The sequence below is a fragment of the Lentzea sp. JNUCC 0626 genome (genome assembly GCF_043632865.1).
GTDB lineage: Bacteria > Actinomycetota > Actinomycetes > Mycobacteriales > Pseudonocardiaceae > Lentzea.
The window spans coordinates 4,773,678-4,800,274 of record NZ_CP171635.1; the positions used below are offsets into that span (position 1 = coordinate 4,773,678).

Below are 26,597 nucleotides of genomic sequence, written 5' to 3' on the forward strand. Positions count from 1 at the left end.
GATGCTTTCGTGAGAAACGATCGGACGCCCTCGCGGTGACGGCGCCCGGTCTGCCGTTGGCGCCGCTGGACCGGCTGGTGCGGGGCCTGGCCTGGGTGACCGCGCAGACGCCCTTGGCGCTCGCGATCGGGATCGTCGTCCGCGGCAGTCCGGTCAACTCCGTGCTGACGCTCGTGGTGGGCATCCTCGCCTCCCTGGTGTGCGGGCTGAGCCTGTTGCGCTCCCGCAAGGTGGTGCGCCGTGAACGCCGGCTGCACCTGTTGCTCGAGATGGCGGGGAACGTGGGCGCGCTCGGCGCGTTGGCGGCGGGCGGCATCGGGCGGATCCCGACCGGGACGACGGACCTCCTGCTCGTCGCGGGTGCGTTGATCAGCGTCCAGATCATGACGACCAAGCTGCTGCGCTGGCCGGTCCCGCTGGCGTGGTCGTTCGCCCATCCGGCCGGCGTCTTCGCCAACGGAACCGTGCTGGCCTATGCGTTCCTGTTCGTACCGTCGACGGCTTCGGCGTGGGCCTCGATCGCGGTCTCGGCGACGGCCCTGGTGACCCTGGCGGTGCACCTCGGCACGGACGACTGGTCGCTCTGGTGGGCCAGGGTGGAGTCGGCGCGCCGGTTCCGCGCCGACGATCCCCGTTCCGCTCCGGCGTGGCTGCACGACGAGGTGCGGGAGCCCACCGGCCTGGCGCTGCCGCACACGATGGCCGCGCTGGCCGTCCAGGACCTGCGCGGGGACTTCCGGCAGAACCGCTGGCCACCGGACGCGCAGGCCGTCACCTCCGCGCGGCACCTGCTCGCGACCGCCGATCACCTCGTCACCGTCGCCGAGCCCCACGTCGACTCGGTCGCCGCCGCGCGCGCCCACTGCGCGTTCGCCCGCGGACAGGTCCTGGAGGCCGCCGCGGACTGGACGTCGGCCGTCACCGCCTACGACGCCGCCACGTCTGCCTACCGCGCGGCCGGGTTGCCCGCGATCGCGGCGGTGGCGGGGTTGTTCCGCGCCCGTGTCCTCGCCGAGCGCCTCGGCCGTGCACAGGAAGCCGAGTCCGTTCGCGCGGCCGTCGTGCGTGACGGCGAACTCCCCTCACCTGTGCGCCGATGGGCAGGGGCGCCGTTCGACGACCCGGCCGGCCACCAGCTCTACCGGGACGCGGCGTTGCGAGCGGGACTGCCGCACCTCGCGGCGGGGCGCGAACCGCCGTGGCTGCCGCTCGTCGTCGCCGCTCCGCCCGGCGTACCGGCCGACGAGCGCGAGACGACCCCCGTCCGCTGGCCCGGCGCAGGCCCGGCGCGGCGGATGATCGACCAGGGCACCAGGCTGTTCCGTCGCGGAGAGCACGGCAGGGGAACCGAGTCGCTGCGGGCGGCCGCGACGGCGCTGGAGCAGAACTCCCAGCAGCTCACCGCGATGGGCGTGCTGGCCGAACTCGCCCGGTTGCAGACGCCGATCGACCCGAGCGCGGCGTTCGCGACGTTGGAAGACGCTCTGCGGTTGCAGGAGCGGTTCCGCGCCGAGGTCGTCGACGAAGAGCTGCGCCTCCAGATCAACGGCTGGTTCGAAACCCTGCACTCGCACCAGATCGGTCTGCTCACCGCGACGCCCGGCTGGCCGGACGCGGCGATCAGGACGTTCGACCTCGCCGAGCGGTCCCGCTCGCGGCTGCTGCTCGAACAGCTCGGCGGCACCACCCACCTCCGCGCCGAGCAGGTCCCGGAGACGTTGGTGCGCCGCGAACTCGACGGTCTCACGCAGGTGCACCGCGAACGCACCGCGATGAACGAGCCCGGCCGGCGGGTGGCGGGGCTCGAGGCGGTGCGCTCCGCCCGCGCCCGGCTCGCCGGCACGTGGCGGGAGATGGCCGCCACCGGTGCGGCCGGCGCGGAGTACGCCGGGTTGCGCCGCGGCGACCCGCTGACGTTCGATGACCTGGAACCGTTGCTGGGCAACGCTTTGCTGGCCGAGTACCACGTCACTGAGGACGCTGTCGTGCTGCTGCTCGTCGCGGCCGGCGCCGCCGAACCGACGATGGTGCGCGTGCCGATGCAGCGGTCCGCACTCGCTCTTGCCGCGTGGCAGGACCTGAGCCCTCTCGTCGCACCGCTGGTCGAGCACAGCACGGCGGGACAGGTGATCTGGATCGTCCCGCACGACCACCTGCACGGGGTGCCGTTGCACGCGATCGAGGTCGACGGCGTGCCGCTGGCCGAACGAAACCCGACCTGCTACACCCCGTCTGCCGCGGTGATGCGCTACTGCCAGGCGAAGCGGCGACCGGCGGACGACCGGTCCGTCGTGCTGGCCGACTCCCGCGCCGACCGGCCGTTGACGCACTCGCGCGCGCAGAGCCTCCTGGCCGCCTCGATCCTCTCCGGCGCTGAGCGACTCGTCGGCGACCAGGCGTCGATCGGCGGCATGAGGTCCGCGGTCGGCACCGGCGTCTCGGTGCTGCACATCGCGTGCCACGGCGAGTTCGACGCCGAGCAGCCCGCTCAGTCCCGGCTGCTGCTCGCGGACCAGGACGGCGACGGCGCGTTGACAGCGGAGAAGATCCTCGGCATGGCGCTGCCCGCCGACCTGATCACGTTGAGCGCCTGCCAGAGCGGAGTCGCCCACCGGCGGGCGGGTGACGAACTGTTCGGCCTGCCCAGAGCGTTGATCTACGCGGGCGCGTCGGCGGTGCTGGTCAGCCTCTGGCCAGTGGACGAGGTCGCGACCAGCCTGCTGACGTACTCGTTCTACCGCGCGCGGAAAGCCGGCGCCGGCAAAGCCGAGGCGTTGCGCACGGCGCAGCTCGCGGTCCGCGCGTCGACCTGCGCGGAGGTGATCGAGTACTGCACGATGGTCGGCGGTGACGAACGGACGCTCCAGCGGACCGTGGCCGACATCAGGTTCCGCGCGGGCGACTTCACCGCGGCCGCAGACGCCTACGCGGCCCTGCTGCGCTCCGGCGACGACCAGAAGCTGCTGATCGCGCACGCCAGAGCGACACTCGCGGCGCTCGGCGGCGCGGCCCGACCCGACTACAGCAGGAGGACGTATGCAGATCCGCTCCACTGGGCCGGATTCGTGCTGATCGGAGACTGGCGATGACCCCGCACACCCCCATCACCGACCACGCCCACACGGAGTTCACGATCCTGGCGGGCGAGCTGACGCCGTCCGAAGCCCGGGCGGTCCTGACGGGTGTCGGCGTGGTGGTGGACGACGACGGAACGATCCTGGGCACGGTGCTGGCAACGGATCTGGCCGACGCCGCCGCCGACACCCTGGCGTCGTGGCCGGACCTGCCTCCCGCCGTCGAGGTGCGGGCAGACCTGACCTTCGCCGAACTCGCGGACTCCCCCGTGCTGCCCCTGGTGCTGCTCGGCGTCACGACCCTGGTGCTGACGCGGGCAGGCGCACCGGTGGGCGTGCTGCCGGTAGCGCGGGTGTCGGAGTACCTCGCCTCCGGCGCGCATCCCCTGGCGGGCAACGACATGGGCCCGGCCGGAGCGTCCGCGGACGGCGCACTCCCCGGCCAGGTGCGACTGGGCGCGGCCCACGTGGCCTGCGCGCATTGCGGCCACCGCAACACGATCGCGCACTGGAACCCGCGCAGACCACCCCGGTGCGCCAACCCCGACCGCGAACCGCACGACCTCCGACTGGGCGGGGTGAGCTGAGTGCTGACCGACGTGGTCCGCGAAACCACCGGCCTCTTCGACCGCCGCTTCCTGCTCAACGCCCTGCTGCCGACCCTGATCACCCTCGGCCTGCTGGGCGCGGTGGTGGCGAGCACGGTCACGAATCCAGCCGGTGCCCTGAAGACGTGGACCGCGCTGGACGGCACCTTCAAGGTGCTGGCCGGCACCGGCGTGGTGGTGGCAGCCGTGCTGATCGCGGCCATCGTCTCGGGCCGCGCGCAGTCCCTGATCCGTTGCTACGAAGGCTTGTGGCCGCGCTACTGGCGCGTCCTGGTGGCCCCCGGCACCCACCGGCACCGCAGGCGCGCGCGGCGACTCGGCTTCGACCGCACCACCACGAACTACCCCACCGACCCGGCGGAGGTGATGCCGACCCGCCTGGGCAACGTCCTGAGGGCCGCCGAGAGCTACCCGCAGGACCGCTACGGCGCCGACGCCGTCCTGACCTGGCCGCGCCTCTTCCCCCTGCTGCCCGACCGACTGGCCGCCTCGCTGACAGCAGCCCGGGCGGAGATCGAGTTCCAGGTGACGATCTCCGCACTCGCCGCGTTCTTCGCGGTGAGCTCAGGGACCTGGCTGACCGTCACCGGCGGCAGCGACCGCCTGTTCCTGCTCTGCTACTGGGGCGGCGCCGCCGTGGCCTGGGCCACCTACTGCGGCGCGCTGGCCCCCGCCCGCCTGTACGGCGACCAGGTGCGCGTGGCGTTCGACCTCTACCGCACCGAACTGCTGGACCGGCTCGGCGTGGAGGGCGACGACCAGTGGCCGCGCCTCAACCAGTTCTGGCACCGCAACATCCCGCTGGACACACCCCTGCTGCCCGAGAACCCCGACCGCACCGACGTCCGGGCGTTCCCCTCGGTCTCACTGAGCGTCCTCGCCTGGCTGGTGGTGCTGGCGAGCGGACTTCTCGTGGTGTGGCTCAAACCGTAGCCCCTGAACGACTGACGCGCGTCCTCCCGGACATCCGCCCTCAGTCCTGATAGGAAAGATCACCGTGGGCACACGACCTCGGTTCGACCTCGCGGGCAAAACAGCCGGCCTGCTCGCGCAGCGACTGCTGAAGCTCCCTCCGGCCATCTCGCGCACCGTCACCGTGGAACGGGATCTGCGCATCCCCACCCACGACGGCCAGACCCTGATGGCGAACCACTGGGCACCAGACGAGAGCACGTCGCCCAACGCGCCGACGGCCGTGGTGCGCACGCCATACGGGCGTAGCGGACCGTTGGACTGGTTGTACGGGCGCGCGCTCGCGGAACGCGGTCTGCACGTGCTGACCGTCAGCTGCCGCGGCACGTTCGGCTCGGGAGGCGGCGACTTCCGCGCGATGCGGCACGAACGCGAGGACGGGTTGTCCGTGCTGCGGTGGCTCGCCGGCCAGCCGTGGGGCAACGACGTGCTGCTGACCGGCAGCAGCTACCTCGGCTACACCCAGTGGGCCATCGCGGCCGAGGCGCCGCCGCAGGTCAAGGCGATGGTGCCGCACGTGACGTCGGCCCGGCTGGCGCTGGCGTTCCTGCGGCCCGAGCGTGCCGAACTGGAAACGCTGCTCGGCTGGTCCGTGAGCACGGCGACCCAGGAACGTCCGGGTGGCATCTGGCGTGCGCTGCTGGGCGTCGGACGCAAGCGCGTCGAGAACGCCATGAACACGCTCCCACTGGTCGACGCGGACACCGCCGCGCTCGGCCACCAGTGGCCGTTCTACCAGGAATGCCTGCACTACAACCAGAACGACCCGTACTGGAAGAACGAGGACCACTCCCGCACGGTCGGCGACGTGACGGTCCCCGTCAGCTCGATCGCGGGCTGGTACGACATCTTCCTCGCCGACCAGCTCCGCGACTTCCAGGTGCTCAGGGCCGCCGGCCGCGACGCGCACCTGACGGTCGGACCGTGGTGGCACGCACACACCGGCGGGATGGCCGCGGTGCTCGGCGAGACGGTCGGCTGGGCCGCCGCCCACGCCAGAGGGGTCGAACCGCCGCGCAGGCCACCGGTGCGTCTTTTCGTGATGGGCGTGGACGAATGGCGTGACTTCGACCAGTGGCCGCCCGCCGGCTACACCCCGCAGCGCTGGCATCTCGCGCCCGGCGAACTCCGGCCGGCACCGGTCACCGACGCGGCGCCGACGTCGTTCACCTACGACCCGGCCGATCCGACGCCGTCGCTGGGCGGACCGAAGCTGGAGAGCCGGGGCGCCGGGCCGGTGGACAACCGGAAGCTGGAGGCGCGCGACGACGTGCTGGTCTTCACCTCGCAGGTGCTGGACGCCGACGTCGAGGTCATCGGCGAGGTCACCGCCGAGGTGTGGCTGCGCGCGGACCGACCGTCCTGCGACCTGTTCGTGCGTCTGTGCGATGTGGACGGACGCGGCAGGTCCCTCAACATCTGCGACGACCTGGTGAAGGTGCGGCCGGACGGGATCACGAAGGTGACGGTCGCCCTGTCGCCGACCGCGCACGTGTTCCGGCGCGGGCACCGGCTCCGGGTGCAGGTGTCGGCCGGGGCGCACCCGCGGTTCGCCCGCAACCTCGGCGACGGCGGCCCGCCGCAGACCGCGGTACAACCGCTCGCGACGAAGGTGGAGATCTTCCACGACGCCGAGCGGCCGTCCGCGATCCTGTTGCCGCGCAAGTAGGTTCAGAGCGCTAGACCCGCAACGAGTTGTCAGCGAGGTGGCTGCTGAGCTTCACCTCGGACAGCGCGACCGCGAGCGCCTGCGGTTCGAGCCCGCGCAACAGCCCGAGCAACGGCTCACCCCGCAGGCCGTAGCGGAACAGATCGCACGCGTTGAACCCGGCGGCCCAGTACGTGACGCCGGGGTCGACCATCCACCGCGCCTTCTCCTCCACCGTCAGGTCCTCCCACACGTCGACCTTGTCGTCGAACGACAGGGGCAGGAACTCCGCGATCCTCTTCGCGTCGGACGGGTCCGGGCGCAACGCGGCGCGAACCACGGCCCGGTGCTGCGGGTAGTCCCGCAGCAGCCGCACCTTGGTCAGGGGCGACGCGACGGCGGCGGCCTTCACCGGCTCCGCCGCCTTGATGGTCTCCCGCACCGCGCGGCAGTCGTCCCACTCGCGCAACTCCTCGTCGGAAGCGACGAGCCGGAGCCGTTCGTTGGCGGACAACGCCTTCCACGTCTCGTCCTGCTTCACCGCGCCCTGCCCGACGAACGCCTGCGCCCAGTCGACCAGCGCCTGGTGCACCGACCGGTCCCGCCTGTCGTGCTTCGCCATCAGGTCCAACGTCGGCGGCAGGTGCCTGGTCGTGTCGACGCGGCAGGAGAAGACCAGCAGGTACTTCCACTGCGCCTTCGCGGCCCGCCCGAACACACCGTCGCAGGTGTGCGGCCCGTCCTTCGGACAGCCCGCGACGTTCGAGCACAACCTCAGGGTGTCCGGCGTCTCCCGAGACCCGACGATGATCGCCGGCGCGGCGTACCCGTACAGCGCGGTGATAGCGCGCCGCTCGTGCTCCTTGAAGGGTTCGTACTGGTAGTTGGGCACCGACATCCCCGCGATCACGACCTGCATCGGGATCCTGTCGTGCTTATCCTTGATCAGTTCCAGCACGTTCACCATGGCCAGCGACGTGCCTTCGTCGGCGAAGAAGTGCAGCGTCAGCCCAGCCGGCACCACGACCCTCTCCGCACCGACGAACGAGCCGTGCCCGATCAGAACGCCCACCATCGCGGTCCTCCACCCGAAGTCGCTGCCTCTAGGGTCCTTCGTCGGCGTCACCAGATTCGTGACCGGCAGAACCCGAGCGGAGTAACAGAGATTCCAATAGCTCAGCTGTCCACTGTGGACCCTCTCGCGATCGTGGTGGCGCAGCTCATCGCATCCGTCAGCGGCGCCCCACCGTTCGTGCGCACGAGATGGGTCTCACCCCACACCCGCACCCCTTCGACGACAGGCAGAACCGTTGTCCCGTAAGACGTGAGCCGGTAGATGACCGGCGCGGGCACCGGCCCGGTCTCCACCCGGTCGACGAGCCCGTCAGCCTCGAGTTCGCGCAACTGCTCGGCCAGCACCTTGGGCGTGATCGGCGTGCACCGGCGACGCAGCCCAGCGAAGTGCGACTCACCGTGAGCCAGCCAGTACAGGATGGTCAGCTTCCACTTGCCGCCGATCGCGGCGAAGGCGGCGGCCATCGGGCAGCCCGGCAACGGGTTGGGGCGGGAGGGGTTACCCGCAGGTGCCTTCTTGTCCACGGCCGTGCTCCGCTCGGATAGTCAGACCATGACCTTGCCACACAAGAGAATCCTCGTCGCGGTCCTGTCCGCGCTCATGGTGACCGCGACAACGGCGTCGAGCACCGCGACCCCCGGCGGCCAACGCGACTTCGACTGGGAGATCGGCAACTGGCGCACCACCGTACGAGTGCTGGCCGAGCCCCTGTCGGACTCACCGGACCAATGGCTCCAGTTCACGGGAACCAGCGTCGTCCGCCCGCTCATGGACCGACGGTCGAACGTCGTCGAACTCGAGGTAGCCGGGACCACCGGCCGCATCGAGGGCATGAACCTGCGGCTGTACGAACCGCAGGCCCAGCGATGGAGTCTCACCTTCGTCAGCATGCGCGACGGCCTGCTCACACCCGCGGTGTTCGGCGGTTTCCACAACGGCGCCGGCGAGTTCTACGGCGACGACCACCTGGCCGGCCGGCCGATCAGGGTGCGGTTCCTCATCACGCGCCAGGGAGCGGACCAGGCGCGCTTCGAGCAGGCGTTCTCGGCCGACGGCGGCACGACGTGGGAGACGAACTGGATCGCCGTGGACCGGCGCACCTGATCACGCTGAGGTCGCCGGTAGATCGAGTTGTCACTGAAGTCATCGTCCTCGACCGGCTGCGGCAGAGGCTCCCTCGGTTCAGGAGTACCGAACGCCGGCACCGACACGTCGGCGTCGAGTTGTCCTGCCATGCCACGGCGCTTCAGGATCATCTTGATGCCGTTCGGCGCGAGCGGTCGTCGACCACGCTCCTGCAACCACAGGTCTGGCGAATCAGCGGCGACATGCCTCTCCCCGCACCCTCAGGTACCGGCTGATCGCACGCGCGGTCCTCGGTCCGAACGGCACCTGGGACCCGAACGCCCAGCACGCCGCCCGCAGCCGACGCTGACCGATCTCGAGCACCATTCAGGAAGCGCTCACCAACGTGCGCAAGCACGCCCTTGCGCCGGCGGCGCCACCAAACCTCGCCCTGCCCAGCGCGCGGCGCGGGCTCATCGGACCACAGGAGCGCGCCACGCTGCCGGGCGGGAAACTCCACACCGGCCCCATGCCCGACGGTGGCTTCCAGCTGCCGCTCACGGCAGTCGGCACAGCACACGGATGACCCGGCTCGTTCGCCGATGAGCAGCTGAGTGGTGGCGAAGTCGGGCGTACATCGGATCACTCGGTACGAGCACGTCATGAGTGCCGGCAGCACGCACGGTTCCCCTCTCCAGCACGACGATCTGGTCAGCCTGCGTCGCCGTCGACAGCCGATGCCCGGCCGCGGTGTCCAGTCTGTCGGGCAGTCACTCGACGAGAGCGTCCAACCAGGTCTGCGCCCGCACGCGCCGCCAGGTCCAGGGCTGCCACATCGCGACCGTCCAGCAGGATCCGCCCAGCAGTGGGCTCGGTACCGCGGCTATGCGTGGACCGACCAGGTCGCCGGGCCGGCAACGCGGCTGATCGACCCCAGGAGACGACCGGGCACGCGCGCAAAGCCTTGACCCGGGCCGGGATCCCGATCGTCCACTGTGGCGAGAACCTCAGCGGGCAATCCGGACGAGGTCCGCAATCGGCGAGCGACGACAGTGCGTCATCAGGATAATCATTCACCGTGACCGTCAACCGCACGCACGTCGTCGACCTGCTGGTCGTCGTCGCGCTCCTCGCGCTGCACCTGCTGCTGGTGCGCGAGCTCAGTCCCGAGGCGAGCGGGTGGCTGCCGGGCTGGGGCGCGGCCGCGATCGGCGTGGTGGGCATCGTGCCTTTGCTGGCGCGCCGGCGATGGACCTGGACGGTGTTCCTGGTCGCGCTCGCGGCCGCGGTGACGTTGGTGCTCGGCGGTCACCCCACCGGCGGCGTGGGGCTGGGGCTGCAGGTCGCGCTGTACACGATCGCGGTGAACTCGTCGTCGGCCGGCATGGTCGTGGCAATGCTGCTGACGCTCGCCGCGGCGGTCACGAGCTACCTGTCCAACGCTGACTTCCATCCCGTGGTGGCGTTGCAGGACGTGGTGCTGCTCGGCGGGTCGATCGGGCTGGGTCTGGTGACGCGGCGCAACCGGCAGCGGGCGGCACAGCTGCGCGAGGTGGTGAGTCAGCTCGAACAGGCGCGCGAGCAGCTCAAGGAGGAGACCGCGCTGCTCGAACGCACCCGGATCGCCCGCGAGCTGCACGACATCGTGACGCACAGTCTTGGTGTGATCGCGGTGCAGGCCGGGGTCGCACGCGCCATGCCGGACGACCCGAGGCAGGCGCGCGAGGCGTTGCAGGTGATCGAGGCGACGAGCAAGGACGCGTTGTCGGAAATGCGGCACCTGCTCGGCGCGTTGCGGGTGCCGGAGGCGCTGGGCGCCGAACTGAGGCCGCAGCCCACGCTGGGCCAGCTCGGCGACCTGTTCCAGACGATGCGCGATGTCGGGCTCTCGGTCACCGTGCACACCGAAGGCGAACCGTACCCGTTGACGGCCGGGCGCGAGCTGACCGTGTACCGCATCATCCAGGAAGCGCTCACGAATGTGCTGAAGCACGCCGGCAACGCCGAAGTGCAGGTGCGCCTGCGGTATCTCGACGACCACATGAGCGTCGAGGTGCTCAACGACGGCGTCGTCCCGCATGCCGGCGAGCACGGGCACGGCCTCGTCGGCATGCGGGAACGCGCTGTCGTGTGCGGGGGAACGCTGGACGCGGGGCCGTTGCCGGGAGGCCGGTACCGGATGGTCGCGACGCTGCCCAGGGAGCTCGCGGCATGACCATCAAGGTGGTGGTCGCGGACGACCAGGCGCTGGTGCGGGGGAGCTTCGCCGCGTTCCTGCGCGCCCAGCCGGACATCGAGGTGGCCGCGGAGGCCGCGGACGGCGTCGCCGCCGTCGCCGCCGCCGCCGAGCACCGGCCGGACGTGGTGCTGATGGACATCCGGATGCCCGAGATGGACGGCATCGAGGCGACCAGGCGGATCAGCGAGGCGTTCTGCGGCGAGGTGGCGGTGCTCATCCTCACCACGTTCGACCACGACGAGTACGTCTACGCGGCGTTGCGGGCGGGTGCGTCCGGCTTCCTGCTCAAGGACACCAGCCCGGAGGACCTCGTCGCGGCCGTCCGCGTGATCGCGAGCGGCGAGGCACTGCTCGCGCCGACGGTGACCAAGCGGCTCATCCGCGAGTTCACCGGCGCGCAGGCCGGCACCGCGCACCTCGCGGAGCTGACCAAGCGCGAGAACGAGATCATGGTGCTGGTCGCACGTGGCCTGTCCAACAACCAGATCGCGGACAAGCTGTACCTGTCGGCAACGACGGTGAAGACGCACGTGAACAGGCTGATGACCAAGCTTGCCCTGACCTCGCGCGCCCAGGTCGTCGCCGCCGCCTACGAGGCCGGACTCGTGATTCCCGCCCGCACCACCGACTGAAGGCTGTCGAACGCCGCGATAACCCTGTCGGTGGCGTCCCTCGCCACGTCGGCGTCCAGTCCCGTGTGGACGGTTGCCAGCTCGACGGCGTGGCCGGCGTCGTGCGCGACGAGCAACAGCTCGATGATCCTGGCCGCGTCCGCTCCGACCTGGAACACGCGGTCCTGAGTGGTGTCGCAGAGCAGCTGTTCGCCGTTGCCCCAGAGCAGGATCGGCGCGTCGACGTGTTCCACGAGGTCCGCGGGCAGTCCCTCGACGAACCTGCCGCCGAACCCGGACACCCGCAGGCCTGACCGCCCCTCGGCACGCAGACCGCGCAGGACGGCGAGCGCGCGCAGGTAGCGGGACAACCACGGACGAGCCGCACGGGCTTGTTCGATCGCGTCCGCGCTCACCACGGCGTTCAGGCACACGTCACCGATGATGTTCAAAGCGGCCGCCCTGGCGGCGATCGAGTCCACATCGGACTCGATCGAACCCAGCACCTCACCTCCCGGCGCGGTGCGCACGTCCCCCGACGCGTCCACGTGCAGCCGACCGGCGCCCGCGCACGGATGCGTTGTGCCCAAAGCACATTGGTCGGCGAGGAACACCCCCGGCGTGGTCAGCTGCTCGACGAACACGCCCTGGTCCCTCGCCAGGTCGGCGTCCTGGAGGAACGACTCGTAGTCCTGGTCACCGCCGACGCGCACGATCGTCGGGCCGGCCACGGCGAGGAACGGCGTCGCCAGGTAGTCCTGGGTGTGCACGAAGAGGTCGTCTCCCACGAGGAACTCGTCACCCGGCTCGACCAGCCCGCCTTCGTAGCCCACGGCGGCGCCTGAACCACCAGGGCTGAACACCACCGCGTCCCACCCCAGCGCCCGGTCCTCGTGGCCGACGGACTCCACCAGCACCACCCTGCCCGCACCTGTGACGTTGCCGCCGACCAGCTGCACCACCGCGGTGAACGCCTCACGGGCGCGCGAACGATCGTCTGTCACGTGAATCCCCCAGAACGCACGAATTGCCATCCAATGCCGCGACGCTACCCGCGCCTTCCGGCCCCGGCGTCCACCCAGCGCGGTAACGCGGAAGTACAACCACCGCAGTATTGCGACCGCGCCCGGCCGGGTGTCAGAGTTCATTCTGCTTGGGGGAGCGTGATTCGGTGCGCCATGTCTCGGCTGCGCCGTCACCACAAGTCGCCCTCATTTACGGCGCACACCTCGGGGGAGGTGAAAATGAACGACACGACTCTGGACCTCTCGGTCATCGAACTCGAGGACATGGTCGGCATGAGCGGTTGCTCGCAGGCCGGCATGGACCCGCGCGCGTGCGACGCGTCTCTCGGCGGTGCGGTCGGCCTCTCGCTGGCCTTCTCGGTGATCGCGATCGCCGTCACCTGATCAGGTGATACCGCAACTGTGCAGCTGAAAGGGGGTGAACACGTGCAGGACATCAAGTTGCTCGACCTCTCCGTCACGGAGATGGCGCTCAACGGCCCGGACCTGAGCTTCGTGGAGCTCGAGGTCGCGGCGACCCCGGACGTCGGCGACTTCGTCGCCAGCGCCGCTGCCGGCATGGGCTTCAGCGCGCTCATCGTCGGCGCTCTGACGATCACGTAGGCCGGCCTGTCCGGGTGCCTGTGGGCGGTAACACGCCAATCATCGGCAAACCAATCCAGGCACCCGGCAGTTCTGCTCTATCATGCCAACCATGACGAACAACAAAGCCGAGACGAACAACGGCGCACTCATGGCGTTTCTGGTCGTCGCAATCGGTTTGGTTCCGGTCTCCTCGGTGGTGTCCGCGGAATGGCTGCGAATCACGATCCTCGTGGTGGCGATTCTGGGTATTTCCACCGTCTCGTTCTTCCTGCTCCGCAACGTCAAGCGTCGCCAGGCGAACGGAGACTGACTCCGGAGGAGCTCTCCTCATGCCGGGTGTGACCGAGTCCAGCCGGATCGACGCCGTGCTGGACGACCTGGGCCTCGGCAGGCTCGACTGGGCCACCGCCACGCCGATGAGCGGCCGGAACGACAACTGGGTGGGCGACACCGCCGGTGGCAGGCGGGTCTTCGTGAAACGTCTCGTCGGTACCGCCGCGGAGACGACGCACGGCTTCCGGCGCACCGAGGCGTTCTACCGCACCGAACGCCCCGGCGCACTGCGCACGACCACCCTGATCGGGCAGGACGAGCGCGTGGGCGTCCAGGTGTTCGACTGCCTGCCTCACGCGCGCACCGGCCAGCAGGTGGTGGCGGACAAGGACTTCGGTCACGTGCTGGCGGCTGAGGCGGGAACGACCCTCGGCGCGTTGCACTCCGCCGGGTCCGGCCCGCTGGCCGAGCTGGAGCCGTCGCTGCCCGCACTGCCGGAGCACAACCCGTTGCAGGGCCTCACCGAGGACCTGTTCTACGACTCGAGCCTCGCTCAGCTCGAAGCGTGGCGCATGGTGCAGCAGGACACCGTGATCACCGGCGCGCTGGACGGGCTCGGCCACAACGCGATCAGGGTGCCGATCCACGGCGACGTGAGACTCGACCAGTTCCTGGTCTCGCGCGACCGCTTGTACCTCACCGACTGGGAGATGTTCCAGCTCTCCGACCCAGCACGTGACGTCGGTGCTTTCGTCGGCGAATGGCTGTACCACTCCGTCGTCGACCTGCTGCGGGAACGCATGCGCGCCGCAGGCCGGCTCCTCCCGCCACCGACCGTCGTGCTGGCCCCGGACCGGCCGCCGTGGCGAGAGGCACGCCCGGCGATCGCCTCGTTCTGGCAGGCGTACCGCGCGATCCAGCCGCTCGCCTCCGACATCGCGGAGCGCACACCGCTGCACGTGGCCTGGCATCTGGTCGGGCGGATGCTCATCGACGCCCAGCCTCGGACCAGACTCGACGGCACCGCGCTCACCCTGTTCCGGATGGCGCGCACGATCTTGTTGCGCCCCCATCACTTCGTCTCCGTCCTCGGGTTGTCGTCGTGCTAGCCGCACAGCTGGCCGCACTCCTCCCGGAGATCCGCACCGGGGCAACGACGACGGTCAACGGACATCGGCTCGACGCGGACACCCGCCCGCAACTCGTGGTGCGGCTCACCGAATGGCTCTACGCGGAGCTGCACGCGGGCATGGCGAACCGCACCCTCGCGTTGGCGTTGTCCAAACGCGACCGGTGGTTGGAGCAAGCCTGCACCGAGGTGGTCCCGCACGCCGCCGCGCCTGTTCGTGCCGTGCTGCGGGAGGCCGGCGAGCTGTTGCTGGTGGAGTGGGACGGTGTGCTGGTGCGGGTTCCTCGTGCCTGGACCGCCGGGCTTCCCGCCGTGGGCGAGACCGTCGATCTGCTCGTACCGCCTGCCCGGCCCGCGTTGTCACCGGGTTTCCTGTTCGTCAACGGTTCCCGTCCGGTCGAGCGCACCTCTCCTCTGCTGCGGGTCTACGTGCACGTGTCCGATCCGGACAGTGCCGTCGGCGCCTGGCGGGCCGTGCTGCGAGCGCTGGAGTCCGCGTCTGTCGCTTACCAGGCCAAGGTGTTGTCGCGGGCACGTCAGTACCCGCGGCGCGATGCGATCGTGGTCTACCTGCCTTCGGCAGCAGCGGCTCCGCTGGTCGCGGACGCCGTGCGAGGCCTGCCAGGGATTCCGGACGAGACCTCGGTGTTCACCGAACGGCTCGCGGCCGGAGTCGCCACGGCGTGGGAACCGGCGGACCCGCGGCCCGGCCGGACCGGGCTGAGCTTCGGCCAGCACCGCTGCCTCGTGCTGGCACACGCGTTGCTGGACGCCGCCGACAGCGGTGAGCCGAGCGAACCCGTGATCGTGCGCGCGTTCCGCGACGCGGGCATCGACCCGCTGCACCCGGCGCGGAACATCGCATGACCTTCTCCGTGCACGTGCCGTTCATGCCGGTCCGCTGCGAGCAGATGCTGCCGGTCGGTGAGCTGGTGAGCCGCACCGCGGACTGCCGGTTGTGGCTGGGACAGTCGCTGGCCGTCGAGCCGCACCAGTTGTTCGCCTACCTCGCCGGCAGTGGCGTGCGCGTACCGGTCGGCACCAGCGTGACGCTGATGCCGTTGCGGCACCCGTTCGACGCCGCGGTGCACGCCCGGTCGCTCGCCCAGATCACCGGCCACCCGCTGGTGGCGGGCTACGGTCCCGGTTCCGCCGACTTCCAGCGCGCCTTGCTCGGCTCCGGCTACCGCAGTCCGCTCACGGCCACGCGGGAGTACCTCACGGCCGTCCGGTCTCTTGTGGACGGTGAGTCCCTGCCACCGATGCCCCATCCGCGGGTGGATCTGGGGCTGGGCGTGCTGCGGCCCGCGATGGCGCGGCTGGCCGGGGAGATCGCGGACGTCGCGATCACGTGGCTGTGCCCGCCGGACTACCTGCGCGACGTCCTGGTGCCGGAGATCCGCGCCTCCGCTGCCGCCGCGGGGCGACCGGCACCGCGGATCGTCTCGGTCGTTCATGTGGCGCAACGCAAACCCCGCCGAGACCCTGTCCGGCTCGCCCTCGGCGTCAGTCGCGGGCATCTCCAATCTCCGCACTACGTCGACATGCTCGGACGTGCGGGCGTGCCCGTGGACGCAGCCGATCCGGAGTCCGGTGCACGATCGCTCGTCGACGCCGGGGTGTTCCTGCACGGCGACATGACGGAACTGGCTCAGGGCCTGAAGTCGTACGAGAACGCCGGCGTGGACGAGATCGTGCTCAACCTCAGCGGCGTCGGACACGAGCGGGGTGAGCACGTCGCCGTGCGTGAACTGGAGTTCCTGTTGAAGTCGCTCGGCGTTGTGCGGCACGACTTTCGTTGACGGCGTACAACCAGCGCAGTACGGGATGTCGGCCCGCGGGCGGTATTGAGTCCGCACGGCGCTGAATCGAGAATTGGTGCGGGGGTTCCGCACGTCCTGGGGGAAGTGAAGTGAACGGGAACATGATTCCCGGCACTGCCGGGCAGATCGCCGCGTTGTTCGGCCTGCAGGCAGAGCCGTTGTACGGCAAAGAAGGCGCGTCTGTGTACGACGCGCTCGCCCGGCATGATCCGAGCGAGATCCGCGACGTGCTGCGGCTGGCTCGCGGTCCGGTGCTGGAACTCGCGTGCGGGTCCGGACGGCTGACCGTGCCGCTGGCGGCTCGTGGTCACGAGGTCGTCGCACTCGACAACTCGGCCGAGCTGCTCGGGATGCTCGCCGACCGGCTGCCCGCCGGAGCGGACGTCCAGCTGGTCGAGGGCGACATGACCGCGTTCGAGCTCGGCCGCGCGTTCGGGCTCGTCGTGCTGGGCACGTCGTCGGTGTGCCTGCTCGATGCGAGCCAGCGCGCGGACCTCTTCGCCTGCGTGCGCAGGCATCTCGACGGCTTGTTCTACGTGAGTGTCGTCGACTTCGCCGAGCCGCTGCTCCTCCGCCAGGCCGAACGGTCCACAGTGGTCGTTCACGAGCAGTCGGTGATCACGTTGCTGCAGCACTTCGACGGACGGCGGGGCGTGCGCACCACCAGCCTGGTGCAGGGCCACAACGCGCTCTACACGAGCGAGGTCCATCTGGTCAGCTCCGCACAACTCGCCGAGGAACTCGTCGCCGCCGGGTTCCGGATCCTCGAACGCCGCCGCGGCCCGGACTCCGAACAGGTGCAGGTGCAGCTGATCTGCGGGAGGGACGATGACTGACCGGCACCCGGTGTGGGAGTCCCTCATCCCGCCCAGCCAGTACGGACTTCCGGCCCGGCACGCCGTCGCGGCCGAGGGCACCCGCATCCGGTTCGCGGACGGGTCGTGGGCGTTGTGCGCGACGAGCGGTCTGTGGAACTGCAATCTGGGTTATGGCAACAAGAAGGTGGCCGACGCGGTCGCGGACGCGCTGCTGCGCTCCTCGTACCTGACCTTGTTCCGCGGAGGGCACGATCTCGCCGTGCGGGCCGCCTCGGCGTTGCTCGGCGTTTGCGGGCCGGAGTTCGGTCGTGTGCTGTTCTCCACGTCGGGCGGTGCCGCGAACGACGTGATGATGAAACTGGTCCGGCACTTCCACGCGCTGCGCGGCGAGCAGCGGCGGCGTGTCGTGGTCGGGTTGAAGGGCAGCTATCACGGTCTGACGTACGGCAGCTTCAGCCTGACCGGCGAGCACCTCGGCCAGGAGCTGTACGGCGTCGACCAGCGTGCGGTCCGGCACGTCGGGATCGACGAGGCCGAGCTCACCTCCTTGCTGGCACGGGAAGGCCACCGCGTCGCCGCGGTGGTGCTGGAGCCGGTTCTCGGGTCCGGGGCGCATCCGGTGCCACCCGAGTTCGTCGCCGCAGTCGGCCGGTTGCGCGAGGAACACGGGTTCCTGCTGGTGGCCGACGAGGTCGCGACAGGGTTCGGCCGCACCGGCTCCTACTTCGCCTCCCACGACTGGCCGGTCGTCCCGGACGTGCTGATCACGTCCAAGGGCCTGACGAACGGCACCTGTGCGGCATCGGCGGTCGTGGTGTCACACGAGATCTGCGAGGCGTTCGAGCGCGCGGACTCCGTGCTGGTGCACGGCGAGACGCAGGCAGGCGCACCGGGCAGCTGTGCCGCGATCCTCGCCACCATCGACGAGATGCGGTCGTTGGACGCGTTGGCAGCGGCCAAGGACAACAGCGCGCTGCTGGACGGGTTGCTGGAACGGATTTCCGCGCATCCGCTCGTGCGAGGGCATCGCGGCATCGGCTGCTTCCGGGCGGTCGAACTGGAACCCGGTGTGTCGGCACAGGTCGTCACCGCGGCACGACAGACAGGCGTGATCGTCCAACCAGGACCGGACTGCGTCCAGCTGGTGCCGGCGCTGACCTACGGCCCGGAAGAGTTCGCGGAGCTGGAAAGCGCGTTGTGGTCGGCGCTGGACCAGGTGGCGTCATGATGATGCTGCGCCGTGCCTGCCCCACCACCGTGCACATGGGCGCACGGGCCTGGCGCTCGGTCAGTCTCGGCAGGCGGCCGCTGGTGGTGATCGACGCGAACCTGACGTTCGCCTTCGACGCGCCGACGATCCGGCTCGACGCCGCGGACGCGGACCTGGGCACCGTCCGTGCGCTGACGGACCAGATCACCGTGCACGCACCGGACGTGCTGGTCGGCGTCGGCGGCGGCAGCGTGCTCGACGTGGTGAAGCTCGCCGGCGTGCCCGCGCTCGCGGACATCTTGGAGGTGCGCGGAAGACGCGCGGGCGTGGTCGGCCTGCCGGACACGGCACCCGCCTTCCGCCGGGTCTTCGTGCCCACCACGATCGGCACCGGCGTCGAGGTCAGCGCGGTCGCCTGCGTGCGGCTCGGTGCGGACAAACGGCTCGCCATCGGCACCGGGCTGGCGCCCGAGATCGCGGTGCTCGACCCCGAGTTCACCGAAGGACTGCCGCCGGTGCTGTTGCGCGAAGGCGTTCTGGAGGCGCTGCTGCGAGTGCTCGGCCCGTTCGCCGGCAGTCCACCGGTCGGCGGGCTGCCCGACGCGGAGGCCGAGATGCTGGTGCGCCGGCTCGTCGCCGTCGGCGATCGGCTCGCAGCGGGTGACACCGGTTCGCGGACTCGGCTCGAAGCCGCGACGTTGAGCGCGGCGACGCACACCGGCTGGGCGCTCGTCGGCAGGAACACCTACGGTGCGAAGCACTGGTACCTCGCCAACGAACTGTCCACTGTGCTCGGTGTGCGCAAGATGGTCGCGACCGCGCACCTGCTGCCCGCGGTGTGGAGCTCGATCATGGCGGGCGACCGCCGGTTCGGCTCGGCGGAGCGTCTGGCCGTGGCGTGGCAGTGGATCGCGGACTCGGCACCGGTGATCGGGCTGCAGGAGTTGCTGCACCGGTGGGATCTCACGTACGCGCTGACCACGACTGACGCACAACGGGCGGAGGCCGCCCAGCGGGCGCGCCGGTCGTGGGGCGGCCGGTTGCCAATGCTCGCCGGTCTGTCCGCCGCTGACATCGAGGAGGTCTACGCGTCGTGTTCGATCTGATCAAGACCCTCGACCCCGTCCACGGTCTCACCCGAGGCTGGCAGATGCGGCCGCCGACGGCCGGTCAGCCGATGTGGAGTGTGGCCGTCGACATCGGCGGGCTCGCCGCACGGGGTGCCTCGGCCGGCGACTACCCGCTGCACCTGGTCGGGGCGTACGGCACCAGCCGCACCGACACCATGGCCCGGGCCGCCGGCGAGGCGGTCGAACGGTTCGCCCTCATTCCCGGCGAGCAAGGGCCGCGCGCGATCACCGCCACCGCCGCTTCGCTGGGTGCCGCCGCGCTGGACCACGTCGCCGCAGGGCTCGGTGCTCCCGTCACCGCACCGATGCGGTGGTACGAGGGAACATGGCTGCACTCCGGAGCGCCGGTGTGGGTACCGGCCGGGCTGGTCGACTACCCGGTCGACACCACGTCGTTCGATCCGTCGCCGTCCGGTGCGGCGGCGGGACCGGACTTCGAGTTCGCGGTCCGCGGGGCGTTGCTGGAACTCGTCGAACGGGACGCCATGGGCGTCGCGTGGGCGGCCGGTGCGTTCGCCTCCGAGATCGACCTCGGGGCCGAGCTCGCCGCGGCACCCCGGACCGGGGAATGGCGGCGGCTGGCCACGTTGCACAGCAAGGGTCTCCCGGTGCGACTGGTGCGGGTGCCGGTGCTGCCCGGTCTGCACTGCGTGCTCTCGACCGTGGTGGACGGGACCATGGCGGCGTGCGGCGCGAAGGCGCACGAGGAGTGGGACCGCGCCCTGCTGATTGCACTGCAGGAGTCCTTGCAGGTGCACGAGATGCTCACGGTGCTGCGCGACCAGTGGGGTGCGGTAGAGGCGCCGGAGGTCGTGCGGGACGACATCGACCGCGCCAGGCTCTGGCTGACCGCCGGGGCGGTCGGGGAGCTGGAACGACGTCTGGTCGGTCTGCCGCGAGAACCTCCTGGATCCGCGAGCTTCGCCCGGCGATCCGTCACCGACCTCGTGGAGGCGGTGCGGGCGGACGGCGGCGAACCGCTCGTGGTCGACCTGTCCCGGCGACTGCCCGAAGCCCACCGTGCGATGGGGTGGCACGCGGTCAAGGTCGTAGTGCCCGGCTACCAGCCGTTGCGCATGGACGAGCGACACCCGTTCGGCTGGCGGCAGGACCGCATCGAAGCCGCAGGCCCCCTGTCCCGCTTCCCGCACCCGCTGATCTGAGGTGACCATGATCGTCGACGCACCCCGGCGCGCGCCAGGGATCACGGTGCACGAGCCGATGAGCGAGGGCGCGCACTGGATCGTCGAACGCTCGGACGCCAACCCGCTGCGGGTCAGCTCCGACATCGGCGCCCTTCTGTCCACATTGGATGGTCGTGGACCGGTCTCACTGGCGGCGTCGCTGGGCGGGCCGTGGACCCCCGAGCTCGTCGCGGACGCCGTCACGAGGCTCGATCGGCTCGGCCTGATCGCCGGCCCGAACGCCACCGAACCCCGGCCCGAACGCCGTTTCGTCGTCGTCTCCCCCACCACCTGGCAGGTGCGGATCGCGCGGGCGGATCGCCTGCTGAACCCGTTGCGCCCGTTCCTGGTCCGGCTGTCCGGCAACGCCGTCCTGGTCATGACGCTGACCCTCGCCATCGGCGGGCTGGTCGCGCTGGCCGTGGGGCACTCCGCCCTCAGCCGGACGCTCGGGGCGCCGCTGCCGTTCTCGGCGTTCGCGCTGATCTGGGCCGGACTCGCGGCCACCACCGTGCTCCACGAGTTCGGCCACGGCGCGACGCTGACGCACTTCCACGGCCGCCCAGGCTGGTTCGGGGTGATGCTCTTCTACCTCACCCCGGCGTGCTTCTGCGAGGTCACCGACGGCTGGCGGCTGGCGAAGCCCAGGCAGCGCGTGACCGTGGCGATGGCCGGAGTGGCGACGCAGGCGGCGATCGCCGGTTGCGCGGCCTTGCTGGCGTTGGTGATGCCGCACGAGGCACTGCTCGGGTTCGCGGTCGTCTGCTACCTCAGCGCACTGGTGAACCTCATCCCGTTCGTCAAGCTCGACGGCTACCTGGCCCTGATGGCCTACGTGGACATCCCGCACCTGCGCGACCGGTCGATGGCCGAGGCCTGCGGCTGGCTCGTCCGGTGCCTGTTCGGCGTCCCCCACTCGCGCACACTGCCGGCGTGGACCGTGCCGTTCGGCCTGGCGTGCATCGGTTTCCCGGTCGTGGTCCTCACCATCGCGGCGAGCCGGTGGAGTCACGTTCTGCTCGGCATGGGCCTGGTGGGCGGCCTGCTGGTGCTGGCTCTACTGGGCTACCTCGCGTACCTGCTCGTCCGCGGCGTGTGGTCGTTGCTGCGCAACGCACATCGCCTTGGCGTCAGCGTTCTCCGGCTGGCACTCACGACAGGCGTGGCGCTGACCGCTCTCGTCGCGCTCTCGATGTTCCTGAAGGTGGACAACGACATCCGCGGCGGCTACGTGCGGGATGCCGCAGGGGTCCACTTCGTGCTCCCGCCGGGAACGCAGGTCGCCGCGGGTTCCCAGGTCACGCTCCAGCGCAGCGGCCTGATGTTCAGCACCGATCTCGGCAGCGCCCGGATCGGGTCGTCCGCACCTGTCGCGGCAACGGTTCCGCTCAGCGCGCTGACCCCGTTCCGCACCGACCTCACCGCCCCCGGCCTGACCATGCCGCTGACCGCCGTCACCGGCGAGTTGGACGACACCGGGGTGGCACGGGTCAGCGGCACGCCACTGCCGGCCGGGGAATGGCTGACGCACAACTACCTGATGCCCGTGTGGCACCAGATCTTCGGATAGGAGGACCAGATGACCCCCGTGATCGAATTCGACGGGTTCACCAAGCACTACCGCGACCTCGTCGCCGTGGAGGACCTCAGCTTCTCCGTGCGGGCGGGCCGGATCGTCGGCCTGCTCGGCCCCAACGGCGCCGGCAAGAGCACGTCCCTGCGCGGTCTGCTCGGCCTGCTGCGCCCGACGGCGGGCCACGCGTCCGTGTTCGGCGTGCCGTACGACCGGCTGGACCGGCCGGGACAGACCGTCGGCGTGCACATGGACGGTCTCGGCTTCGAAACCGGCATCACCGGCAGGCGGCACCTGGAGATCTGCGCCGTCGCGGCGGGGGTGTCCCGCGACCGGGTGGACGACATCCTAGCGGAAGTCGGCCTCGCCGACGCCGCCGGTCGCCGCCTCGGCAAGTACTCCACCGGCATGAAACAGCGTCTCGGCCTCGCCACAGCCCTCATCGGCGACCCCGACCTGCTCGTGCTCGACGAACCGGCCAACGGCCTGGACCCGGAGGGAATCCGCTGGCTGCGCCACTTCCTGCGGGCGTTCGCCGACCGCGGCGGCACCGTCCTGCTCTCCAGCCACCAGCTGGCGGAGCTCGCCCAGACCGTCGACGAGGTGGTCGTCATCGACCGCCGCACCCTGTTCGCCGGACCGCTGTCCGACCTCGTCTCCGGCGGCCGCAGCCTGGAGGACAGCTACTTCGACCTCGTCTCCGGGGAGGCCCTCCGTGCGTGACGCGCTCCGAGCCGAGCTCCTCAAGGCACGCAGCGGTTTCTGGCTGCTGGCCGTGCTCGCCTACGCCGTCCTGCTGCCGTTGGGCGTGTGGCGCTTCTCTGGCATCGACCTCCCGGACACCCAGCTGATGCTGGCCTGTCTGGCCGCGTGCCCGGTGGCCGCGACGTTCCTGGGCGGCTACCTGGTCACCCGCGACTACTACTACCGCTCCATCGAACGAGGGGTCCTGCTGCACCGCAAGGCACACCTCTACCTCGCGAAGATCATCGCTGGCGCGGTGAGCGGCCTGGTGACCGGCCTCGTGGGCGCCCTGGGATGGCTCCTGGTGACGTGGCTGGTACTGCGCTCCGGTCTCGACACCGGGTGGTCCACCTGGCAGAAGCTGCTCGGCTGCCTGCTCGCGTGCACGCTCGCCGGCGTCTTCGGCGTGGCCATCGGATGGATCCTGCGCGACTACTACTTCGCCGCAGGTATCTCGTTCCTGCTGCCGTTCGCGATCGAACTGCCGTTGCTGTTCCTGCAACCCTCGGTCGCCCGGTTCCTGCCCAACGACGTCTTCGCCGGACTGGTCCAGGCACCACTGCCCGCACTCTTCCCGGTGTGGCTCAGCCTGGTGATCGCGGTCGGCTGGGTCGCGCTGACCGCGTGCGCCGGGCTGCGACTCTTCCTGCGCCGGGAGGTGCTGTGACCGCACTGCGCGCCGAGCTGATGCGAGTCCGGTCCGACCTAGTCCTGCTCGGCTTCCTGATCCTCACCACGCTGGCCGCCGCGGCCCTCGTGCTGCAACGCTCGTCCTCCGAGGTGGTGCTGATCCAGGTCAGCCTGCTGACCGGCCTGTACGGCACCATCAAGTACGTCCTCGCACACCGCAGCGGCGTGGCGACCCGATCGATCCTGCTCGGGCACCGAGTGCCCGCACTGCTGTCGTCCGCGGCCGTCACGGCGCTGGGCGGCGCGCTGATCGGCGCCGGTGCAGCCGCGGTGCTGTGGACGCGGTTCGACCCGCTGGCCATACCCTTGGGCGCCGCGGGCGCGGTGTGGGGACTGTTCGTCGGCGTAATCGTGCGCAACTACTTCCTGGCGCCCACGGTGTTGTTCGCCGTGCACATCGGCTCGACGCTGATCCTGGCCCCCTGGCCGGACCTCGGTCAGCTGCTGCCGTTCGGTGCCACGTTGTCGGTGGTCTCCCCGCACACCGGACTGCTGCCCGCGCATCTCGGTGCGCTGGTGCTGGGGACATGGCTCGTGGTCGCAGGAACGGCAGCCTGGGCGGTGACCACGTTGCGCGACGTCTGACCGTCGGCCCAGATCCGGATCACGACGTTGAGCGCACTGTCACGACCTCCAGCACGTCGGCCAGCGAGCCGACGACCAACGTCCACGGCTCGCGGCCAGTACCTCGTAGCTCCGCCTCAGGCGGATCCGCGAAGACCACTGTGCGGCCCCGCACCTCCGCCCGTCCACGCACCTACGGCGAAGTCGGCGTTGCCTGGTCGCGGAGAGCAGTGATCTCGTCGTGCACAAACCGCTCCATCGCAAGGACGCCGGAGGTCGCCGCCTCGACCAGGTCGAGCAGATTGGCGAGGCGTTCACGGGGGCTGAGCAAGGCACCAGTAAAGGTGTCCAAGGGCTCCCACCCAGAACACAAGCTTGACGTTAGCTCAGGTGACACTGCACTCAAGCGAACTATCAAGGCTCAAATTGAGGAGTAAAGGGGTCGATGAGCGGCGTGCTCGACCCGGCAGAACTCGGCAAGATCACAAAAGAGGGCTCCCGCAGTGTCTGACCTGCGAAAGCCCTCTTGGCCGTCGGGACGACAGGATTTGAACCTGCGACCCCTTGACCCCCAGTCAAGTGCGCTACCAAACTGCGCCACGTCCCGGCCACACTTCCGGTTTCCCGGCGTGCATGAGAAATCCTACAACACTGCGGACAGAGATCAAAAACGACCCCCAGCAAGGGCCTCTAGCTGCGGAAATACGGCGGGGACCCGAAGTTCGGGTCCCCGCGTCCCTCGGTCCGACCGATCCCCCGATCCTCGACCGACACCTGAACTATGCGGTGGCGGCGGCTGAGGCGCCACCTCCGAAAGTCGAGTCTTGTCCGTCAACCTTCGACTTACCGGGCGGTAGGACTGCGCTGACGCTGAAGCCTCCGTCTGCTCGGTACGAGGTGGTGAGGGTGCCTCCTGCCAGGCGGACTCGTTCTGAGAGGCCGTGCAGGCCCGCGCCTCCTCCTTCGGCCAGGGAAGGGAGGTCGCCTGGGCCGTTGACCACTGTCACGCGTACCGGTGAGGCTCTGTCCACTGTGACCGTCACGGCGGCGCCTGGGGCGTGTTTCGTCACGTTGGTGAGGGACTCCTGGACCACTCGGAACAGGGCTCTGGACACCGCTGGGGAGAGGTCTGCGTCGCCTGTTTCGGAGATCGTCACGGCTACGCCGGCCACGCGGGCCCTGTCGATCAGTTCTTGCAGGGACGGGTAGGTGGTGTCGGAGTTCAGGAGGCCCAGGGCCGCTCGCATTTCGGCCAGGGATTCCTTTGCCAGGGCTCGTAGTCTGAGGGCCGTTTCGCGGACTGTGGCGTCTGTTGCGGTGGCGGCCAGGGCTGCTGACTCCACGGCTATGAGGGTGGCGTGGTGGCCTACCGCGTCGTGGATTTCGCGGGCTATTCGGGCTCGTTCTGCTGCTCGGGCCGAGGTTTCCTGGGCCTCTAGTTCTGCTGCGCGCGCCCTTCGGGTTTCGTAGAGGGAGCGGGTCAGTTCCTTGCGGGTGGTGATCAGGGCGCCCAGGGCCGTGGGGGCGGCGGCCAGGCCGAAGGCGAAGGCTGTTGCCAGGAGGAGTGGGCCTATCGGGATGGCCTGGGTCATGAGGACCGGGGCGATGGAGGCCACTGTCATCAGGAGGACCCAGAAGAGCTGGATCGGGATGGACTTCTCCTTGCGGCCCAGGCGGTATTGGGCCACCAGGGCCGGTGCCCAGCCCAGGCCTCCTGCTACTGCCGGGATGCAGAGGAGAGAGGCCAGCCACGGCCAGCGGAGGCGTACCGAGAGCAGCAACGAGGCTGCTACCGCGGTCCAGAGGGACCAGGTGAAGGGGCGGTCCTGGGTCAGGAGGACAACGCCTGTGGTGACGCCTACGGTCAGGACTTCGCGTAGGACCGGCTTCATCACCAGACGCCCACCTGGTGGGCCACCAGGGCGGCCTGCACGCGGTTTTCCACGCCCAGTTTGGTCAGGACGGTGGAGACGTAGCTCTTCACCGTGGCCTCGGAGAGGCAGAGTTCTTCGGCGATCGAGTGGTTCGAGCGGCCTGCTGCCACCAGTTCGAGCACTTGGCGTTCGCGGGCGGAGAGCGAGTCGAGTTGGCGGTTGGCTCGGAAGCCTCGCAGGCGCGGGAGGAGGCGGGCGGTGATGCGCGGGTCCAGGACGGCGCCGCCCGCTGCCAGGTCCACCACGGCGCGGACGAGCGCCTCGGGCTCTGCGTCTTTCAGGAGGAAGCCCTGCGCGCCCAGGTCCAGGGCTGTTGCCACGTAGTCGTCTAGGTCGAACGTGGTCAGCACGGCTATGGCCGGTGGGGTGGCCCAGCTCCTGAGCCTCCGCACGGCTTCCAGGCCGTCCACGCCCGGCATCTGGACGTCGACCAGGACCACGTCCGGGAGGTGCGCCAGGGTTGCTTCGATCAGTTCGGCGCCGTCGGAGGCCTCGCCCACCACCTGGACGCGTCCGTCGGCTTCGAGGAGGACTTTCAGGCCCCGCCGCAGCAGGGCCTCGTCGTCGGCTAGCACCACTCGTACGGCCACGGACCCAACCAACCGCACCCCATGCCAAAGGGC

General features: G+C 70.2%; 27 protein-coding genes and 1 tRNA gene. 21 read left to right on the top strand and 7 right to left on the bottom strand.

Going from position 1 to position 26,597, the window contains the following annotated elements; all coding sequences use genetic code 11:
- The first annotated feature begins 35 nt into the window (after positions 1–35).
- From JNUCC0626_RS20965 to JNUCC0626_RS20980, 4 genes are all read left to right on the top strand, one after another.
- Entirely contained in the window at positions 36–3,089 is a 3,054-nt protein-coding gene (locus tag JNUCC0626_RS20965; protein ID WP_394621477.1) for a CHAT domain-containing protein, read from the top strand.
- Complete coding sequence (locus JNUCC0626_RS20970; RefSeq protein ID WP_394621478.1) at positions 3,086–3,661, top strand: hypothetical protein; 576 nt, start codon at positions 3,086–3,088, stop codon at positions 3,659–3,661. Before JNUCC0626_RS20965 ends, JNUCC0626_RS20970 begins: the two co-directional genes overlap by 4 nt.
- Entirely contained in the window at positions 3,662–4,615 is a 954-nt protein-coding gene (locus JNUCC0626_RS20975) for a hypothetical protein (protein WP_394621479.1), read from the top strand.
- A 64-nt stretch (positions 4,616–4,679) separates the two neighbouring features.
- Complete coding sequence (locus tag JNUCC0626_RS20980; protein ID WP_394621480.1) at positions 4,680–6,323, top strand: CocE/NonD family hydrolase; 1,644 nt, start codon at positions 4,680–4,682, stop codon at positions 6,321–6,323.
- 10 nt (positions 6,324–6,333) lie between these two features.
- Here the strand turns inward: JNUCC0626_RS20980 and JNUCC0626_RS20985 are convergent, their stop codons facing one another.
- Positions 6,334–7,377, bottom strand: a complete 1,044-nt coding sequence (locus JNUCC0626_RS20985) for a putative adhesin (protein ID WP_394621481.1) — start codon at positions 7,375–7,377, stop codon at positions 6,334–6,336.
- A 101-nt stretch (positions 7,378–7,478) separates the two neighbouring features.
- On the bottom strand, positions 7,479–7,901 hold the full coding sequence (locus JNUCC0626_RS20990; RefSeq protein WP_394621482.1) for a winged helix-turn-helix transcriptional regulator: 423 nt from the start codon (positions 7,899–7,901) through the stop codon (positions 7,479–7,481).
- Between the two features lie 28 nt (positions 7,902–7,929).
- On the opposite strand from JNUCC0626_RS20990, the gene JNUCC0626_RS20995 reads away from it, so the two are divergent.
- The 3 genes from JNUCC0626_RS20995 (at position 7,930) to JNUCC0626_RS21005 (ending at position 11,313) form a co-directional block, all read left to right on the top strand.
- Complete coding sequence (locus tag JNUCC0626_RS20995) at positions 7,930–8,481, top strand: hypothetical protein (RefSeq protein WP_394621483.1); 552 nt, start codon at positions 7,930–7,932, stop codon at positions 8,479–8,481.
- Between the two features lie 1,039 nt (positions 8,482–9,520).
- Positions 9,521–10,657 carry a sensor histidine kinase gene (locus tag JNUCC0626_RS21000; RefSeq protein ID WP_394621484.1) on the top strand — a complete coding sequence of 379 codons (1,137 nt, stop codon included), beginning with the start codon at positions 9,521–9,523 and terminating at the stop codon, positions 10,655–10,657.
- A complete protein-coding gene (locus tag JNUCC0626_RS21005) occupies positions 10,654–11,313 on the top strand; it encodes a response regulator (RefSeq protein ID WP_394621485.1) in 660 nt (219 codons plus the stop codon). Before JNUCC0626_RS21000 ends, JNUCC0626_RS21005 begins: the two co-directional genes overlap by 4 nt.
- Here the strand turns inward: JNUCC0626_RS21005 and mpaB are convergent.
- On the bottom strand, positions 11,271–12,296 hold the full coding sequence (gene mpaB / locus JNUCC0626_RS21010; RefSeq protein ID WP_394621486.1) for a daptide biosynthesis RiPP recognition protein: 1,026 nt from the start codon (positions 12,294–12,296) through the stop codon (positions 11,271–11,273). The two genes, JNUCC0626_RS21005 and mpaB, sit on opposite strands and share 43 nt — an antisense overlap.
- 240 nt (positions 12,297–12,536) lie before the next feature.
- Here mpaB and JNUCC0626_RS21015 point away from each other — a divergent pair, with 240 nt between their 5' ends.
- From JNUCC0626_RS21015 to JNUCC0626_RS21080, 14 genes are all read left to right on the top strand, one after another.
- Complete coding sequence (locus JNUCC0626_RS21015) at positions 12,537–12,701, top strand: hypothetical protein (protein WP_394621487.1); 165 nt, start codon at positions 12,537–12,539, stop codon at positions 12,699–12,701.
- Positions 12,702–12,743: 42 nt separating this feature from the next.
- Positions 12,744–12,920, top strand: a complete 177-nt coding sequence (locus tag JNUCC0626_RS21020) for a hypothetical protein (protein ID WP_394621488.1) — start codon at positions 12,744–12,746, stop codon at positions 12,918–12,920.
- 91 nt (positions 12,921–13,011) lie between these two features.
- Positions 13,012–13,212, top strand: coding sequence for a hypothetical protein (locus JNUCC0626_RS21025; protein WP_394621489.1), 201 nt, complete (start codon positions 13,012–13,014; stop codon positions 13,210–13,212).
- A 19-nt stretch (positions 13,213–13,231) separates the two neighbouring features.
- On the top strand, positions 13,232–14,284 hold the full coding sequence (gene lxmK, locus JNUCC0626_RS21030) for a class V lanthionine synthetase subunit LxmK (RefSeq protein ID WP_394621490.1): 1,053 nt from the start codon (positions 13,232–13,234) through the stop codon (positions 14,282–14,284).
- Positions 14,278–15,171 carry a T3SS effector HopA1 family protein gene (locus JNUCC0626_RS21035; RefSeq protein WP_394621491.1) on the top strand — a complete coding sequence of 298 codons (894 nt, stop codon included), beginning with the start codon at positions 14,278–14,280 and terminating at the stop codon, positions 15,169–15,171. Before lxmK ends, JNUCC0626_RS21035 begins: the two co-directional genes overlap by 7 nt.
- Complete coding sequence (locus tag JNUCC0626_RS21040) at positions 15,168–16,106, top strand: LLM class flavin-dependent oxidoreductase (protein WP_394621492.1); 939 nt, start codon at positions 15,168–15,170, stop codon at positions 16,104–16,106. The genes JNUCC0626_RS21035 and JNUCC0626_RS21040 overlap by 4 nt, the downstream gene beginning before the upstream one ends.
- A 110-nt stretch (positions 16,107–16,216) precedes the next feature.
- Entirely contained in the window at positions 16,217–16,963 is a 747-nt protein-coding gene (mpaM, locus tag JNUCC0626_RS21045; RefSeq protein ID WP_394621493.1) for a daptide-type RiPP biosynthesis methyltransferase, read from the top strand.
- On the top strand, positions 16,956–18,173 hold the full coding sequence (gene mpaD / locus JNUCC0626_RS21050; RefSeq protein WP_394621494.1) for a daptide-type RiPP biosynthesis aminotransferase: 1,218 nt from the start codon (positions 16,956–16,958) through the stop codon (positions 18,171–18,173). The genes mpaM and mpaD overlap by 8 nt, the downstream gene beginning before the upstream one ends.
- The gene (gene mpaC / locus JNUCC0626_RS21055) at positions 18,170–19,261 is read left to right on the top strand and encodes a daptide-type RiPP biosynthesis dehydogenase (RefSeq protein WP_394621495.1); all 1,092 of its coding nucleotides are present in this window, start codon (positions 18,170–18,172) and stop codon (positions 19,259–19,261) included. Before mpaD ends, mpaC begins: the two co-directional genes overlap by 4 nt.
- Positions 19,249–20,448, top strand: a complete 1,200-nt coding sequence (locus tag JNUCC0626_RS21060) for a YcaO-like family protein (protein WP_394621496.1) — start codon at positions 19,249–19,251, stop codon at positions 20,446–20,448. Before mpaC ends, JNUCC0626_RS21060 begins: the two co-directional genes overlap by 13 nt.
- A 7-nt stretch (positions 20,449–20,455) precedes the next feature.
- Positions 20,456–22,039 (top strand): daptide biosynthesis intramembrane metalloprotease, encoded by a 1,584-nt coding sequence (gene mpaP, locus JNUCC0626_RS21065; RefSeq protein WP_394621497.1) that lies wholly within the window; start codon positions 20,456–20,458, stop codon positions 22,037–22,039.
- A gap of 9 nt (positions 22,040–22,048) precedes the next feature.
- Complete coding sequence (locus JNUCC0626_RS21070; RefSeq protein WP_394621498.1) at positions 22,049–22,765, top strand: ABC transporter ATP-binding protein; 717 nt, start codon at positions 22,049–22,051, stop codon at positions 22,763–22,765.
- Positions 22,758–23,453 (top strand): hypothetical protein, encoded by a 696-nt coding sequence (locus JNUCC0626_RS21075; RefSeq protein WP_394621499.1) that lies wholly within the window; start codon positions 22,758–22,760, stop codon positions 23,451–23,453. Before JNUCC0626_RS21070 ends, JNUCC0626_RS21075 begins: the two co-directional genes overlap by 8 nt.
- Complete coding sequence (locus JNUCC0626_RS21080; protein ID WP_394621500.1) at positions 23,450–24,061, top strand: hypothetical protein; 612 nt, start codon at positions 23,450–23,452, stop codon at positions 24,059–24,061. The genes JNUCC0626_RS21075 and JNUCC0626_RS21080 overlap by 4 nt, the downstream gene beginning before the upstream one ends.
- Positions 24,062–24,233: 172 nt before the next feature.
- Here JNUCC0626_RS21080 and JNUCC0626_RS21085 read toward each other — a convergent pair whose 3' ends face one another.
- The 4 genes from JNUCC0626_RS21085 to JNUCC0626_RS21100 all read right to left on the bottom strand — a co-directional run bounded on the left by JNUCC0626_RS21085 (position 24,234) and on the right by JNUCC0626_RS21100 (position 26,564).
- Entirely contained in the window at positions 24,234–24,371 is a 138-nt protein-coding gene (locus JNUCC0626_RS21085) for a hypothetical protein (RefSeq protein ID WP_394621501.1), read from the bottom strand.
- 202 nt (positions 24,372–24,573) lie between these two features.
- A tRNA-Pro gene (locus JNUCC0626_RS21090) sits at positions 24,574–24,647 on the bottom strand.
- Between the two features lie 172 nt (positions 24,648–24,819).
- Positions 24,820–25,932, bottom strand: coding sequence for a sensor histidine kinase (locus JNUCC0626_RS21095; RefSeq protein WP_394622070.1), 1,113 nt, complete (start codon positions 25,930–25,932; stop codon positions 24,820–24,822).
- Entirely contained in the window at positions 25,932–26,564 is a 633-nt protein-coding gene (locus JNUCC0626_RS21100; protein ID WP_394621502.1) for a response regulator, read from the bottom strand. Before JNUCC0626_RS21100 ends, JNUCC0626_RS21095 begins: the two co-directional genes overlap by 1 nt.
- Positions 26,565–26,597: the final 33 nt, after the last annotated feature.

Coding starts and splice junctions, on each gene's coding strand:
- JNUCC0626_RS21005 (WP_394621485.1), top strand. CDS start 10,654: ATGACCATCAAGGTGGTGGTCGCGGACGACCAGGCGCTGGTGCGGGGG.
- JNUCC0626_RS20985 (WP_394621481.1), bottom strand. CDS start 7,377: ATGGTGGGCGTTCTGATCGGGCACGGCTCGTTCGTCGGTGCGGAGAGG.
- mpaD (WP_394621494.1), top strand. CDS start 16,956: ATGACTGACCGGCACCCGGTGTGGGAGTCCCTCATCCCGCCCAGCCAG.
- lxmK (WP_394621490.1), top strand. CDS start 13,232: ATGCCGGGTGTGACCGAGTCCAGCCGGATCGACGCCGTGCTGGACGAC.
- JNUCC0626_RS21070 (WP_394621498.1), top strand. CDS start 22,049: ATGACCCCCGTGATCGAATTCGACGGGTTCACCAAGCACTACCGCGAC.
- JNUCC0626_RS21040 (WP_394621492.1), top strand. CDS start 15,168: ATGACCTTCTCCGTGCACGTGCCGTTCATGCCGGTCCGCTGCGAGCAG.
- JNUCC0626_RS20995 (WP_394621483.1), top strand. CDS start 7,930: ATGACCTTGCCACACAAGAGAATCCTCGTCGCGGTCCTGTCCGCGCTC.
- JNUCC0626_RS21095 (WP_394622070.1), bottom strand. CDS start 25,932: ATGAAGCCGGTCCTACGCGAAGTCCTGACCGTAGGCGTCACCACAGGC.
- mpaC (WP_394621495.1), top strand. CDS start 18,170: ATGATGATGCTGCGCCGTGCCTGCCCCACCACCGTGCACATGGGCGCA.
- JNUCC0626_RS20970 (WP_394621478.1), top strand. CDS start 3,086: ATGACCCCGCACACCCCCATCACCGACCACGCCCACACGGAGTTCACG.
- JNUCC0626_RS21015 (WP_394621487.1), top strand. CDS start 12,537: ATGAACGACACGACTCTGGACCTCTCGGTCATCGAACTCGAGGACATG.
- mpaP (WP_394621497.1), top strand. CDS start 20,456: ATGATCGTCGACGCACCCCGGCGCGCGCCAGGGATCACGGTGCACGAG.
- JNUCC0626_RS21025 (WP_394621489.1), top strand. CDS start 13,012: ATGACGAACAACAAAGCCGAGACGAACAACGGCGCACTCATGGCGTTT.